The 13,998-nt window shown below is 72.1% G+C and carries 12 protein-coding genes; 5 read left to right on the forward strand and 7 right to left on the reverse strand.

The annotated features are described in order from the left end of the window. Positions 1-141 precede the first annotated feature (141 nt). Positions 142-1,902, forward strand: a complete 1,761-nt coding sequence (argS, locus tag PS271_RS12560) for an arginine--tRNA ligase (protein WP_398382009.1) — start codon at positions 142-144, stop codon at positions 1,900-1,902. 22 nt (positions 1,903-1,924) lie between these two features. Here the strand turns inward: argS and PS271_RS12565 are convergent, their stop codons facing one another. From PS271_RS12565 to PS271_RS12590, 6 genes are all read right to left on the reverse strand, one after another. Further along, the gene (locus PS271_RS12565) at positions 1,925-2,389 is read right to left on the reverse strand and encodes an ATP-binding protein (protein ID WP_398382010.1); all 465 of its coding nucleotides are present in this window, start codon (positions 2,387-2,389) and stop codon (positions 1,925-1,927) included. Positions 2,390-2,501: 112 nt separating this feature from the next. After that, positions 2,502-3,494 carry a porphobilinogen synthase gene (gene hemB, locus PS271_RS12570; protein ID WP_398382011.1) on the reverse strand — a complete coding sequence of 331 codons (993 nt, stop codon included), beginning with the start codon at positions 3,492-3,494 and terminating at the stop codon, positions 2,502-2,504. Beyond that, positions 3,491-5,140, reverse strand: coding sequence for a bifunctional uroporphyrinogen-III C-methyltransferase/uroporphyrinogen-III synthase (locus PS271_RS12575; protein ID WP_398382012.1), 1,650 nt, complete (start codon positions 5,138-5,140; stop codon positions 3,491-3,493). The genes hemB and PS271_RS12575 overlap by 4 nt, the downstream gene beginning before the upstream one ends. After that, positions 5,137-6,105, reverse strand: coding sequence for a hydroxymethylbilane synthase (gene hemC / locus PS271_RS12580; protein ID WP_398382013.1), 969 nt, complete (start codon positions 6,103-6,105; stop codon positions 5,137-5,139). The genes PS271_RS12575 and hemC overlap by 4 nt, the downstream gene beginning before the upstream one ends. Further along, the gene (locus tag PS271_RS12585) at positions 6,102-7,574 is read right to left on the reverse strand and encodes a glutamyl-tRNA reductase (protein WP_398382014.1); all 1,473 of its coding nucleotides are present in this window, start codon (positions 7,572-7,574) and stop codon (positions 6,102-6,104) included. Before PS271_RS12585 ends, hemC begins: the two co-directional genes overlap by 4 nt. Further along, complete coding sequence (locus PS271_RS12590; protein WP_398382015.1) at positions 7,571-8,365, reverse strand: redox-sensing transcriptional repressor Rex; 795 nt, start codon at positions 8,363-8,365, stop codon at positions 7,571-7,573. The genes PS271_RS12585 and PS271_RS12590 overlap by 4 nt, the downstream gene beginning before the upstream one ends. A gap of 434 nt (positions 8,366-8,799) precedes the next feature. Here PS271_RS12590 and PS271_RS12595 point away from each other — a divergent pair, with 434 nt between their 5' ends. The 4 genes from PS271_RS12595 to PS271_RS12610 all read left to right on the forward strand — a co-directional run bounded on the left by PS271_RS12595 (position 8,800) and on the right by PS271_RS12610 (position 12,868). After that, positions 8,800-9,087, forward strand: a complete 288-nt coding sequence (locus tag PS271_RS12595; RefSeq protein WP_398382016.1) for a glutaredoxin family protein — start codon at positions 8,800-8,802, stop codon at positions 9,085-9,087. 119 nt (positions 9,088-9,206) lie between these two features. After that, positions 9,207-10,154 (forward strand): HAD family hydrolase, encoded by a 948-nt coding sequence (locus PS271_RS12600; RefSeq protein WP_398382017.1) that lies wholly within the window; start codon positions 9,207-9,209, stop codon positions 10,152-10,154. Between the two features lie 466 nt (positions 10,155-10,620). Then, positions 10,621-11,457 carry an ECF subfamily RNA polymerase sigma factor, BldN family gene (locus PS271_RS12605; protein ID WP_030368542.1) on the forward strand — a complete coding sequence of 279 codons (837 nt, stop codon included), beginning with the start codon at positions 10,621-10,623 and terminating at the stop codon, positions 11,455-11,457. 205 nt (positions 11,458-11,662) lie between these two features. Beyond that, entirely contained in the window at positions 11,663-12,868 is a 1,206-nt protein-coding gene (locus PS271_RS12610) for a DUF5667 domain-containing protein (RefSeq protein WP_398382018.1), read from the forward strand. A gap of 66 nt (positions 12,869-12,934) precedes the next feature. Here the strand turns inward: PS271_RS12610 and PS271_RS12615 are convergent, their stop codons facing one another. After that, positions 12,935-13,996 (reverse strand): lysophospholipid acyltransferase family protein, encoded by a 1,062-nt coding sequence (locus tag PS271_RS12615; protein WP_398382019.1) that lies wholly within the window; start codon positions 13,994-13,996, stop codon positions 12,935-12,937. Positions 13,997-13,998 lie beyond the last annotated feature (2 nt).

The raw sequence follows: 13,998 nt of genomic DNA on the forward strand, positions 1-13,998 counted from the left end.
CCTGGCATGACCATTGTCCCAGACGGGAGGGCCGGCTCCGGGGTTGCCCGGCTCCGGGGAAATTACCGCGGGGGCCGTGGTAGGCGCATGGGATAATCGGCGGGACCATCACATGCCGCCTACCGGAATGGCACCCTCCTCATGGCTTCGGTTCCCTCCCTCGCTTCCTCGCTCCACCAGCGCATCGCGGACGCCCTCTCGGCAGCCCTGCCGGAGGCCGGTGCCGCCGATCCGCTGCTGCGACGCAGCGACCGGGCCGACTTCCAGGCCAACGGGATGCTGGCGCTGGCGAAGAAGCTGGGCGGCAACCCCCGCGAGCTGGCGGGCAAGGTCGTCGAGGGCCTTCCGGCCGGTGATCTGATCCAGCAGGTCGAGGTCTCGGGCCCCGGCTTCCTGAACATCACGATCACGGACGAGGCGATCGCGAAGACCCTCGCCGCGCGCGCCGCGGACGACCGCCTCGGCGTGCCGCTCGTGGAGCGGCCGGGCACGACCGTCATCGACTGGGCCCAGCCGAACGTGGCCAAGGAGATGCACGTCGGCCACCTGCGGAACTCGGTGATCGGCAACGCCGTCGTCAGGATCCTGGAGTTCACGGGCGAGAAGGTGATCAGCCGCCACCACATCGGCGACTGGGGCACCCAGTTCGGCATGCTGATCCAGTACTTGCTGGAGCACCCGCACGAGCTGGACCACAAGGCGGACGGGGAGGTCTCCGGCGAGGAGGCCATGTCGAACCTCAACCGCCTGTACAAGGCGTCGCGCACGCTCTTCGACTCGGACGAGGAGTTCAAGGCGCGGGCCCGGCGCCGGGTGGTGGACCTCCAGGCGGGCGATGCGGAGACCCTCGCGCTCTGGCAGCGCTTCGTCGACGAGTCGAAGATCTACTTCTACTCGGTCTTCGACAAGCTGGACGTCGAGATCCGCGACGAGGACATCGTCGGCGAGTCCGGCTACAACGACATGCTGGCGGAGACGTGCCGGCTGCTGGAGGAGTCCGGTGTCGCGGTGCGTTCGGAGGGCGCGCTGTGCGTGTTCTTCGACGACGTGAAGGGCCCGGACGGCAATCCCGTCCCGCTGATCGTGCAGAAGTCGGACGGCGGCTTCGGCTACGCGGCCACCGACCTGTCGGCGATCCGCGACCGCGTCTTCAACCTGAAGGCCGACACCCTGCTGTACGTGGTGGACGTCCGCCAGTCGCTGCACTTCAAGATGGTCTTCGAGACGGCCCGCCGGGCCGGCTGGCTGACCGAGGGCACCGAGGCCGTGCAGCTGGGCTTCGGCACGGTCCTGGGCAAGGACGGCAAGCCGTTCAAGACGCGTGAGGGCGAGACGGTCCGCCTGGTGGACCTGCTGGACGAGGCCATCGAGCGCGCCTCGGCGATCGTGCGCGAGAAGGCGCAGGACCTCACGGAGGAGGAGATCGCCGAGCGCGGCGCCCAGGTGGGCATCGGCGCGGTGAAGTACGCGGACCTGTCGACGTCGGCGGCCCGTGACTACAAGTTCGACCTGGACCAGATGGTCTCGCTCAACGGCGACACCTCGGTCTACCTCCAGTACGCATACGCCCGTATCCAGTCGATCCTGCGCAAGGCGGGCGAGACCGGGCCGGTCGCGCACCCGGAGCTGGCGCTGGCCCCGGCCGAGCGGGCCCTGGGCCTGCACCTGGACCAGTTCGCGGCGACGGTGGCGGAGGCCGCCGGGGAGTACGCGCCGCACAAGCTGGCCGGTTACCTCTACCAGCTGGCTTCGCTCTACACGTCGTTCTACGACCAGTGCCCGGTGCTGAAGGCCGGGGAGCCGGCCCAGGTGGAGAACCGCCTCTTCCTGTGCGACCTGACGGCGCGCACGCTGCGCAAGGGCATGGAGCTGCTGGGCATCCGCACGCCCGAGCGCCTGTAACTGCCGGCGGGCGGGGGCGGGGTCAGGCGGCTTGTCCGCCGGCCCCGCCCCCGCCGCCGTTCCCGCCCAGCTCGAACCAGACGAGCTTGCCGGTGAGCCCCTGGGGCTGCCGGCGCAGCGCGAACCCTCCCCAGCTGTCGGCGCAGCGCATGACGAGCGCGAGCCCGCGGCCCTCCTCGGCGTCCGCGCGGGGCAGGGCGGTGGCCCGCAGGCCGGGCAGGGCGGGGTTGGTGTCCCATACGGTCACGCGCACCGCGCTGCCCCTGCCCTCGCGCCTGACGCGTACGGAGGCGGGCCCGCCGGAGTGCCGGTAGGAGTTGGTGACCAGCTCCGAGGTGAGCAGTTCGGCGGTGTCGGCGACGCGCGCGAAGCCGTGCTCCTCGAAGATCGTGCGGAGCGTGCGGCGGGCGATGCAGGGCGCGAGCGGGTCGCAGGGGACCTGGAGGGTGTATTCCCAGCTCTCGGGGAGCCCTGGGTCGGTGCTCATGGGCGCGTCTCCGCGGAGGGGTCGGTGTGCGCCACAAGCTAGGGCCGGTGCCCGGAGGCTTTCCACTGTTTCAGCGGAATTCCCCCGGGCACCGGCCCTTCGGCGGTCGTCGTCAGAGCTGCCGTGCGACCTCGGTCGCCCAGTAGGTGAGGATCATCTGCGCCCCGGCGCGCTTGATGCCGGTGAGGGTCTCCATGATCGCGCGGTCGCGGTCGATCCAGCCGTTGGCGGCGGCGGCCTCGATCATCGCGTACTCGCCGCTGATCTGGTACGCGGCGACGGGCACGTCCACGGCGCCGGCGATCTCGGCGAGGATGTCCAGGCAGGGCATGGCCGGCTTGACCATGACCATGTCGGCGCCTTCGGCGAGGTCGAGGGCGAGCTCGCGCATCGACTCGCGGGAGTTGGCCGGGTCCTGCTGGTAGGTCTTGCGGTCGCCCTGCAGCGAGGAGCCGACGGCCTCCCGGAAGGGGCCGTAGAACGCGGACGCGTACTTGGCGGTGTAGGCGAGGACGGAGACGTCCTCGTGGCCGGTCTGGTCGAGGGCGTCGCGGATGACGCCGACCTGGCCGTCCATCATGCCGCTGGGGCCCACGACGTGGGCGCCGGCGTCGGCCTGCACCTGGGCCATCTCGGCGTAGCGCTCGAGGGTGGCGTCGTTGTCGACGCGGCCGGAGGCGTCGAGGACGCCGCAGTGGCCGTGGTCGGTGAACTCGTCCAGGCACAGGTCCGACATGACGATGAGCTCGTCGCCGACCTCGGCGCGGACGTCGCGGATGGCGACCTGGAGGATGCCGTCCGGGTCGGTGCCGGCGGTGCCGGCGGCGTCCTTCTTGGCATCCTCGGGCACGCCGAAGAGCATGATCCCCGAGACGCCGGCCTCCAGCGCCTCGACGGCCGCCTTCCGCAGGGTGTCGCGGGTGTGCTGGACGACCCCCGGCATGGCGGAGATCGGCACCGGGGTGCTGATGCCTTCCCGCACGAAGGCGGGGAGGATCAGGTCGGCCGGGTGCAGCCGGGTCTCGGCGACCATGCGGCGCATGGCCGGGGTGGTGCGCAGTCGCCGGGGCCGGGACCCCGGGAACGTGCCGTACGTGGTGCTCAACTCCGTGCCCTTCTACGCGATCCGGGACGTCGCTCGCTCGGGCGGGTCACCGGGTCGCCGGCCTCCAGGGCGGCGTCGCGGCGGGCCGCGCCGAACTCCGCGAGCGCCTCGGCGAGCTTGAGCACCGAGGGCTCGGGCGACAGCACGTCCACCCGCAGGCCGTGCTCCTCCGCGGTCTTCGCGGTGGCCGGGCCGATGCAGGCGATGACGGTGACATTGTGGGGCTTGCCGGCGATGCCGACGAGGTTGCGGACCGTGCTCGAAGAGGTGAAGAGCACGGCGTCGAAGCCGCCGCCCTTGATCGCCTCGCGGGTCTCGGCCGGCGGCGGCGAGGCCCGTACGGTGCGGTACGCGGTGACATCGTCGACCTCCCAGCCCAGGTCGATCAGGCCGGCGACCAGGGTCTCGGTGGCGATGTCGGCGCGCGGCAGGAAGACGCGGTCGATCGGGTCGAAGACCGGGTCGTAGGGCGGCCAGTCCTCCAGCAGGCCGGCGGCGGACTGCTCGCCGGACGGCACGAGGTCGGGCTTCACGCCGAACTCGATCAGCGACTTGGCGGTCTGCTCGCCCACGGCCGCGACCTTGATGCCGGCGAAGGCGCGCGCGTCGAGCCCGTACTCCTCGAACTTCTCGCGCACCGCCTTGACGGCGTTCACGGACGTGAAGGCGATCCACTCGTAGCGGCCGGTGACCAGGCCCTTGACCGCGCGCTCCATCTGCTGCGGGGTGCGCGGCGGCTCGACGGCGATGGTCGGGACCTCGCTCGGCACGGCGCCGTAGGACCGGAGCTGGTCGGAGAGCGAGGCGGACTGCTCCTTGGTGCGCGGCACGAGCACGTTCCAGCCGAAGAGCGGCTTGGACTCGAACCAGGAGAGCCGGTCGCGCTGCTCGGCAGCGCTGCGCTCGCCGACCACGGCTATGACGGGCTGGGCGCCGTCGGCGGACGGCAGCACCTTGGCCGCCTTGAGCACCTGGGCGACGCTGCCGAGGGTGGCGGTCCAGGTGCGCTGGCGGGTGGTGGTGCCGGCGACCGTGACGGTCATCGGGGTGTCGGGGCCGCGGCCGGCGGAGACCAGTTCGCCGGCGGCGGAGACGACGGAGTCGAGGGTCGTGGAGACGACCGCGGTGACGGCGCTGGCGCCGACCTCGGACCAGCAGGTGGCCGAGGCGGTGCGGGCGTCGATGAAGCGCACGTCGGCGCCCTTGCCGTCGCGCAGCGGCACCCCGGCGTAGGCGGGCACGCCCACGGCCGTGGCGACGCCCGGGACCACCTCGAAGGTGATGCCCTCGGCGGCGCAGGCGAGCATCTCGCCGCCGGCGTCGCCGTCGAGGCCCGGGTCGCCGAGGACGGCACGGACGACCCGCTTGCCGCTGCGCGCGGCCGTCATGACAAGATTGGCGGTGTCCCTAAGGACGGGGACGTCCGCGGTTTTTGATGCCTCGTCAGTAACCGTCTGGGCAGGCATGTCCACATGAGCGCGCGCATGCGTGCGCACCACGTCGAGCACCTGCGGATCGGCGATCAGGACGTCCGCTGCCGCGAGCGCTTCCACGGCGCGGAGCGTCAGCAGTCCCGGGTCTCCGGGGCCGGCACCCAGGAAGGTGACGTGCCCGTGCACGGGGTGGTTCGGGGCGGTGGGGTTCAAAGTGCTCGCTCCCCCATAAGACCGGCCGCACCCTTGTCGAGCATCGCAGCGGCGAGCTCGCGGCCCATGGCCACGGCTTCTTCGCGGGACGACGGCACGGGGCCGGTGGTGGACAGCTGCACCAGCGTCTTGCCGTCGGTCGTGCCGACGACGCCCCGCAGGCGCATTTCGGTGACAACCTGCTCATCAACCAGCAGGTCGGCCAACGCACCCACGGGTGCGGAGCAGCCGGCCTCCAGGGCGGCGAGCAGGGAACGCTCGGCGGTCACGGCGGCCCGGGTGTACGGGTCGTCGAGCTCGGCGAGCGCGGCGGCGAGGGGTGCGTTGGTCATGGCGCACTCGATCGCCAGGGCCCCCTGGCCGGGGGCGGGCAAAACTGCGTCGGTCTCCAGGAACTGCGTGACCTCGGCGCTGCGGCCGATGCGCGCCAGCCCCGCGGCGGCCAGCACCACGGCATCGAGCTCGCCGTCGGTGACGTAGCCGATCCGGGTGTCGATGTTGCCGCGGATGGGCACGGTCTCGATCTCCAGGCCCAGCTCGCGGGCCCAGGCGTTGAGCTGGGCCATGCGGCGCGGGGAGCCGGTCCCGATGCGGGCACCCTTGGGGAGGGCGTCGAAGGTCAGGCCGTCGCGGGCGATCAGCACGTCGCGCGGGTCCTCGCGCGGCGGGACCGCCGCGAGGGCCAGGTCGTCGGGCTGCGTGGTCGGCAGGTCCTTGAGGGAGTGCACGGCGAAGTCGATCTCGCCCGCGAGCAGCGCGTCGCGCAGCGCGGAGACGAAGACGCCGGTCCCGCCGATCTGGGCGAGCGACTCGCGCGAGACGTCGCCGTAGGTGGTGATCTCCACCAGTTCCACCGGGCGGCCGGTCAGCTGCCGCACGGCCTCCGCCACCTGCCCGGACTGGGCCATGGCGAGCTTGCTGCGGCGCGTACCGAGGCGCAGCGGCCGCGAAGAGGTGTCGTTCATGCCGGCTCCCGTGCCGTGTTGTGCGTACCGGCCTGCGAGTCGGCCCGGCTGACGGCGGCGACCGCCTGCGGGTCGAGGTCGAAGAGCTCTCGCAGCGCGTCGGCATAACCGGCGCCGCCGGGGGTGGAGGCCAGCTCCTTGACGCGCACGGTCGGCGCGTGGAGGAGCTTGTCGACGACGCGGCGCACGGTCTGGGTGATCTCCGCGCGCTGCTTGTCGTCCAGGTCGGGCAGGCGGCCGTCGAGGCGGGCGATCTCGCTCGCGACGACGTCCGCGGCCATGGTGCGCAGGGCGACCACGGTGGGGGTGATGTGGGCGGCGCGCTGGGCGGCGCCGAAGGCGGCGACCTCGTCGGAGACGATGGTGCGCACCTGGTCGACGTCGGCGGCCATGGGCGCGTCGGCGGAGGCCTCGGCGAGCGACTCGATGTCGACGAGCCGGGCGCCGTCCAGACGGTGCACGGCGGCGTCGATGTCGCGCGGCATGGCGAGGTCGAGGAGGGCGAGGCGGACGTCCGCACGGGCCGCGTCGCCGCAGGCGGAGTCGAGCGGGCAGCCGCTGTCCGTACGGTCCCGGCCCGCGCTGCCGGCGGCCGCGTCCGCAGCCGCGCCCGTGTCCGTACGGGATGCCAGCGCGGCGCGTATGGCCTCGGCCGTCAGGACGACGCCCATGGCACCGGTGCAGCTGACCACGACGTCAGCGAGCGCGAGCTCCTGCGGCACCGCGGCCATCTCCACGGCCGAGGCCGTGAAGCCGGCGGCGGACCGGCCGCCCGGCTCCTGGAGGATCTCCGCCAGGCGCTCCGCGCGGGCCAGCGTGCGGTTGGCGACGGCCACGTGGGAGACGCCCGCCCGCGCGAGCGTCGCCGCCGCGAGGGAGGACATCGAGCCGGCACCGATGACCAGGGCCCGCTTGCCGCCGGCCCAGTCGCCGAGCGGCACGCCGTCGGCGAGGCGCTCCAGGCCGAAGGTGACCAGGGACTGGCCCGCCCGGTCGATGCCGGTCTCGCTGTGGGCGCGCTTGCCGACCCGCAGGGCCTGCTGGAAGAGGTCGTTCAGCAGCCGGCCGGCGGTGTGCAGCTCCTGGCCGAGGGCGAGGGCGTCCTTGATCTGGCCGAGGATCTGGCCCTCGCCGACGACCATCGAGTCCAGCCCGCACGCCACCGAGAAGAGGTGGTGGACGGCCCGGTCCTCGTAGTGCACGTAGAGGTACGGAGTGAGCTCGTCCAGTCCGACGCCCGTGTGCTGGGCGAGGAGCGTGGACAGCTCGGCCACACCGGCGTGGAACTTGTCCACGTCGGCGTAGAGCTCGATGCGGTTGCACGTGGCGAGCACGGCCGCTTCGGTGGCGGGCTCGGCCGCGAGGGTGTCCTGCAACAGCTTCGCCTGCGCCTCGCGGGCGAGGGCGGCGCGCTCCAGCACGCTCACCGGCGCGCTGCGGTGGCTCAGTCCGACGACGAGGAGGCTCATGCCGGCATCACGGCGGGGACGTCCCCGTCCGGTCCCTTTCCGGCCGCCCGGCTGCCCGCGGGCGTGCGCGCGGCCGCGGCGGAGCGGGGCTGCACGGCGGCGGCGGGCTCCTGCGCGGAGGAGGTCTCCTCGCCGGCCTTGCGCTGCTCGTGGAAGGCGAGGATCTGGAGCTCGATCGACAGGTCGACCTTGCGCACGTCCACGCCCTCGGGCACGGAGAGCACGGTCGGCGCGAAGTTGAGGATCGAGGTGACACCGGCGGCCACGAGCCGGTCGCAGACCTGCTGGGCCGCACCGGCCGGGGTGGCGATGACGCCGATGGAGACGCCGTTGTCGGTGATGATCGATTCGAGCTCGTCGGTGTGGCGCACGGGCAGCCCGGCGACCGGCTTGCCGGCCATCGCGGGGTCCGCGTCGATCAGGGCCGCGACGCGGAAGCCGCGGGAGGCGAAGCCGCCGTAGTTGGCGAGGGCCGCGCCGAGGTTGCCGATGCCGACGATGACGACCGGCCAGTCCTGGGTCAGGCCGAGCTCACGGGAGATCTGGTAGACGAGGTACTCGACGTCGTAGCCGACCCCGCGGGTGCCGTACGAGCCGAGGTAGCTGAAGTCCTTGCGGAGCTTGGCGGAATTGACGCCCGCCGCGGTCGCGAGCTCCTCGGAGGAGACCGTGGGCACCGAGCGCTCGGAGAGCGCCGTCAGCGCGCGCAGGTACAGCGGAAGCCGGGCGACGGTGGCCTCGGGAATCCCTCGGCTTCGGGTCGCCGGTCGGTGAGTTCGGCCAGTTGCCACGGTGCTCCTGCGGGTAGAGCGGGGCTGCGGGCGGCGCCTCGTCCCAGGACCGCCCCGTCGAACGCAGGCTATGCCTTTGTGAACGCGTGCACAAAGATGGTGTCCGTTTTGCCCGGTCAAAGTGACCGGTGTCACGCGGCCTTTCGGCCCTGGGCGGGAACCATTCGGCCCCTTCCGGGGACGACCGGCCACACTGCCACAGCAGCCACACCTGCCACGCACGCCACAGGGGAGCGCCGACGGGGACACGGGCGCTCACTCCTCACCGACATACCCCCGGACACCAACAAATCGCCACATGATGGTAGTCGACTCAGGCACCCATCCAGCACGTTTGAGCGAGCGGGAGCACCTTCATTGCATACGGGGTCGCCTTCGGGGGCGCGTACGGGCGCGCGCCGGGAGCACGGGAAGGGGGACGAGGAGCGGGCACAATGGCGGACATGACGTCCCTGCTGCGCCGCCGCCCCCGCAAGAACCCCGCCGACAGCACGGTCACCCTGATCGGCAAGCCCGGCTGCCATCTGTGCGACGCCGCCGAGGCCGTCATCGCCGGCGTCTGCGGCGAACTGGGCGCCCGCTGGGAGAAGAAGGACATCACCCAGGACGAGGAGCTCCACCGTAAGTACTGGGAGCAGATCCCCGTGATCCTCGTCGACGGCGCCCAGCACGACTTCTGGCGCGTGGACCCCGACCGCCTGCGCAAGGCCCTGACGGGCTGACCCTCCCCGGGCCTTCGCGCACGCCGCCCCGCGGGGGGTAACCGGAGCGTCAAGGGAAGTTCACGCCCCGGAATCATCCCGGCTCCGGTTACCCCGAACAAACTGGCTATGCTCGGGCCATGGCCGCACTGGGATGGATCACTCCGCGCAGGCGCTCCGCCACCGCACGCAGCGTGCTGGCAGGCGAGGCCGCGGCGGAGGCAGCCCGCAAGACAGCTCAGGAGAGCGCCGCCGAGAGCGCCCTCGAAGGCGCGCAGGAGCCGTCCGGGCCGGCCGAGCCGGACTTCCCCGTCGCCGGCGACGTGCAGGCCGCCGCCTTCTTCGACCTCGACAACACCGTCATGCAGGGCGCCTCCCTCTTCCACTTCGGGCGCGGCCTGTACAAGCGGCGCTTCTTCCAGAAGCGCGAGCTCGCCCGCTTCGCCTGGCAGCAGGTGTGGTTCCGGCTGGCCGGCGAGGACGCCGAGCACATGCAGGACGCCCGCGACAGCGCCCTGTCCATCGTCAAGGGCCACCGCGTCTCCGAGCTGATGACCATCGGCGAGGAGATCTACGACGAGTACATGGCCGAGCGGATCTGGCCCGGCACCCGCGCGCTCGCCCAGGCCCACCTCGACGCGGGCCAGAAGGTCTGGCTCGTCACCGCCGCGCCCGTCGAGGCCGCGACGATCATCGCCCGGCGCCTCGGGCTGACCGGCGCGCTCGGCACCGTCGCCGAGTCGATCGGTGGCGTCTACACCGGCAAGCTGGTCGGCGAGCCGCTGCACGGCCCGGCGAAGGCCGAGGCCGTCCGCGCGCTGGCCGCGGCCGAGGGCCTGGAGCTGGACCGCTGCGCGGCGTACAGCGACTCCGCCAACGACATCCCGATGCTGTCCCTCGTGGGCCACCCCTACGCCGTCAACCCGGACAGCCGGCTGAGCAAGCACGCCCGTGAGCACGGCTGGCGGCTGCGCGATTACCGTACGGGCCGCAAGGCGGCCAAGGTCGGCATCCCGGCGGCGGCCGGCGTGGGCGCCCTGGCGGGCGGCGCGGCCGCGGCGGTCGCCCTGCACCGGCGCAGGCGCTGACCCCCTCCCTCTCTCAGGCCCTCTCCAGCCTTCCCCGCCCCGGCTGCCGCCCTCTAGCGGCTCCGGGGCGGCGCTGTCACGGCGGCACGCCGTCCACTTCGCGCCACCACCCGTGCGGTCACCACCGGGGTTCGGCAACAGCGCGTAGCCGACCGTCACTCTCAGGCAATCCTGTCTTCATACCCTCACATCCTTCCCCCCAGTCCTTCCGTGCCCGGATTGCCACAACACGCCGCCCATTCGGCCACACCATGACCAAATCTGTTCAACCTCCTTTCATAGTTCGATATTTGATCGATCCCGAACCGGTAAGAGATCGAACGGAAACGATGATTTGAGCAACTCGGTGTAGTGCTGCCTGTACGAAGCGTTATTCTCCTCAGACGCAAACCGGTACCCCCTTGTCCCTACGACGAGTGAACGGTTCCGTACTGCACGTGATGGAAGCTCTGCCTCTGGGAGTCCCGTGTACCCACACGTCGGGGTTGACGCCTCGGGCCTGGCTACGCTTCGCGCTACGGTCCTAGACCGCCTGCGCGGCTTCGTCCCCACCGCGTACGCCGTCCCCGCCCTCGCCACGCTCGCCCCTGCCGCGGGAGGCGGCCGCGCCGGTCACGCCGGCCCTTGCTACGCCCTCGCCGAAAGCAGCGCGGCGGTGGGCAGACGAGCCGCCCGCCGCGGCGGTGCGGCCACCGCGCCGTCCGCCGCGTCCTCCGGCTCCGCCACGTCAACGCGCCGCCCCAGCGCGGACAGCGACAGCGCCCGCATGCTCGACCTGGTCGAGCGCGCCCAGGCCGGGGAGGCCGAAGCCTTCGGCCGCCTCTACGACCAGTACGCCGATACGGTCTACCGCTACATCTACTACCGGGTCGGCGGCCGGGCCACCGCGGAGGACCTCACCAGCGAGACGTTCCTGCGCGCCCTGCGCCGCATCGGCACCTTCACCTGGCAGGGGCGCGACTTCGGCGCCTGGCTCGTGACGATCGCCCGCAATCTGGTCGCCGACCACTTCAAGTCGTCGAGGTTCCGGCTCGAAGTGACCACCGGCGAGATGCTCGACGCCAATGAGGTCGAGCGCAGCCCGGAGGACTCCGTCCTCGAGTCCCTGTCCAACGCCGCGCTGCTGGAGGCGGTGCGCAAGCTCAATCCCCAGCAGCAGGAGTGCGTCACCCTGCGCTTCCTGCAAGGGCTCTCCGTCGCCGAGACCGCCCGCGTCATGGGCAAGAACGAGGGCGCCATCAAGACCCTCCAGTACCGGGCGGTCCGCACCCTGGCCCGCCTCCTGCCCGACGACGCGCGTTAACCATTTGCAAGCGTTCACTCACCAGCGGTCACATCGTCCAGGACGCGTAACCCGCCCGACGCACCAGTCGTTGTGCGGGATGCAGACTCCCTGCGGTCACGCCATGCCCGCAGCCACTCACTCGATCGAGTGGATGCTCATCACGGCGTGCAACCCTCCAGGTGTTCAGAGGAGTCGACCGTCATGACGAGAGGAGGTGCCGCCTGTGATCGCGAACGTATCGGCGCACCGGCGGGCGAACGCCTTCGCCCAGTCCCTGGAGCATCAGGAAGTCCAGGGCACGGCGGCCACAGAGCCCGATCCGCCGGCCGAAGGCGCCGAGCAGGGCAGGCTGCTGGCCCTGACCGGCCGGCTCGGAGAACTGCCCCGGCCCGGTCTCGACCCCGAGACCAGGGTCGTCCAGCGAGCGCAGCTCATCGCTGCCATGGAGACCCAGTTCGCCGGCGGTGACACCGCGGCGATCCCCGAGCAGAAGACCCGCCGCTCGGGCCGCGGCGCCCACCGCGCCCTGGGCCGGCTCCGGCCGCGCTCCCGCTGGTCGAAGGGGCTCGCGGCGGGCGGCCTGACCGTGGGCGTGGCGGCGGGCGCGTTCGGCGGCGTGGCGGCCGCCAGCTCCAATGCCCTGCCCGGCGATTCGCTCTACCCGCTCAAGCGCGGCATGGAGGATCTCCGGATCGGCATGGCCGGCGATGACTCCGACCGCGGCAGCCTGCTGCTCGACCGGGCCTCGACCCGGCTCCAGGAGGCCCGCCGCCTGATGGAGCGCGGCAAGCTGGGCGGCCACCTGGACCACGAGGTCCTCGGCGAGATCCGCAGGACCCTCTCGGGCATGCGCCAGGACGCCTCCGAGGGCCACCGCCTGCTCCACACCGCCTACAAGCACGACCGCTCGATCGGGCCCATCCAGCGGCTCTCCAGCTTCGCGGCCTCGCACCGCGAGAGCTGGAGCCAGCTGCGCGAGAAGCTCCCGGTCCAACTGGCCGATGTGGGCGCCGAAGTGAGCTCGGTCCTCTCGGCCATAGACGATGAGGTCGGCTCGCTGCAGTCCCTGCTGCCTCCCGCGCACCACGGCAAGCACGGCGCCCCGGCCCAGCCCGAGACGGACCGGCCCGGCCCGTCCGGGCGCACCACCCGCCACGCCCCGCAGCCGTCCGCCTCGGCCGGCGGCGGCAGGCACGCGGCGGGCAGCAAGCAGCAGCCGGCGTCCCCGGGCGCCCGTGAGGAGCACGAGGGCCTCCTCGGCGGCACGGGGCTGCTCAAGCCCCCGTCGCCGCCCGGCAGCGCGAGCCCGGGCGGCACGCCCCGCAGCAAGGACAGCAAGCCGGCCAAGCAGCCGAGCATCGACATCCCGCCGGTGCTGCCGCAGATCATCCCCGGCCTGGGCATCCAGGGCGGCGAGGACCCCAAGTAAGCGAAGAGGCTGGTTGTTTTCCCGATCCGGCCGGATCGGGAAAACAACCAGCCTCCGAGGCTTTTCTCAGAAGAAGACCGACCGCCGCTGCACGAGCAGCTTGTAGAGCGTGTGCTGAATCGTTTCTCGTACTTGGTCGGTGAGGTTGAACATCAGCATCGGGTCGTCCGCCGCCTCCGCCGGATACCCGTCCGTCTGGATCGGCTCCCCGAACTGGATCGTCCACTTCGTCGGCAGCGGCACCAGCCCCAGCGGACCCAGCCAGGGCCACGAGGGCGTCAGCGGGAAATACGGAATCCCCAGCAGCCGGGCCATCGTCCGCGAATTGCCGAGCATCGGGAAGATCTCCTCGGCGCCCACGATCGAGCACGGCACGATCGGCGCCCCGGCACGCAGTGCCGTCGACACGAAGCCGCCCCGGCCGAACCGCTGGAGCTTGTACCGCTCCGAGAACGGCTTCCCGATCCCCTTGAACCCCTCCGGCATCACGCCGACCACCTCGCCCCGCTCCAGCAGCTGCTGGGCGTCCTCCGCGCAGGCGAGCGTGTGCCCGAGCTTCCGGGAGAGCTCGTTGACGCCCGGCAGCATGAAGACCAGGTCCGCGGCGAGCATCCGGATGTGCCGGTCCGCCGGGTGGTGGTCGTGCACCGCGACCTGGAGCATCAGCCCGTCCACCGGGAGCGTGCCGGAGTGGTTGGCGACGACCAGGGCCGCGCCCTTGTCCGGGATGTTCTCGATGCCCTTCACCTCGACCCGGAAGTACTTCTCGTAGAAGGGCCGCAGCGCGGACATCAGGACCTGGTCCGTGAGCTCCTCGTCGTAGCCGAACTCGTCGACCTCGTACTCGCCGGTGATCCGCCGCCGCAGGAAGCTCAGCCCGTGCGCCAGCTTCCGGTCCCAGCCGCCGGACTGCGCGGCCTCCGCGGCCTGCTCGCAGGCGCCCTCGGCGGCCGCCTGCTCCTCGGACGCGGCCCGGGCGTCCTCGGCCCGGTCCAGGTACCGCTGCGGCGGCACGGGCGCGAGGGAGGACGACATCCGGCTCGTACGGGCCCGGCCCGGCCGCTTGCCCTTGCCGCGCTTGGAGCGCGGCTCCTCGCCGCCGAACGGGATGACCTTCGCGTCCGCCATGG

The organism is Streptomyces sp. SCA2-17 (assembly GCF_044336695.1).

Excerpts from the sequence above, each read along its gene's own strand:
- argS (WP_398382009.1), top strand. The coding sequence starts at position 142 with ATGGCTTCGGTTCCCTCCCTCGCTTCCTCGCTCCACCAGCGCATCGCG.
- PS271_RS12595 (WP_398382016.1), top strand. The coding sequence starts at position 8,800 with ATGGCGGACATGACGTCCCTGCTGCGCCGCCGCCCCCGCAAGAACCCC.
- hemC (WP_398382013.1), bottom strand. The coding sequence starts at position 6,105 with ATGAACGACACCTCTTCGCGGCCGCTGCGCCTCGGTACGCGCCGCAGC.
- PS271_RS12585 (WP_398382014.1), bottom strand. The coding sequence starts at position 7,574 with ATGAGCCTCCTCGTCGTCGGACTGAGCCACCGCAGCGCGCCGGTGAGC.
- PS271_RS12600 (WP_398382017.1), top strand. The coding sequence starts at position 9,207 with ATGGCCGCACTGGGATGGATCACTCCGCGCAGGCGCTCCGCCACCGCA.
- PS271_RS12615 (WP_398382019.1), bottom strand. The coding sequence starts at position 13,996 with ATGGCGGACGCGAAGGTCATCCCGTTCGGCGGCGAGGAGCCGCGCTCC.
- PS271_RS12565 (WP_398382010.1), bottom strand. The coding sequence starts at position 2,389 with ATGAGCACCGACCCAGGGCTCCCCGAGAGCTGGGAATACACCCTCCAG.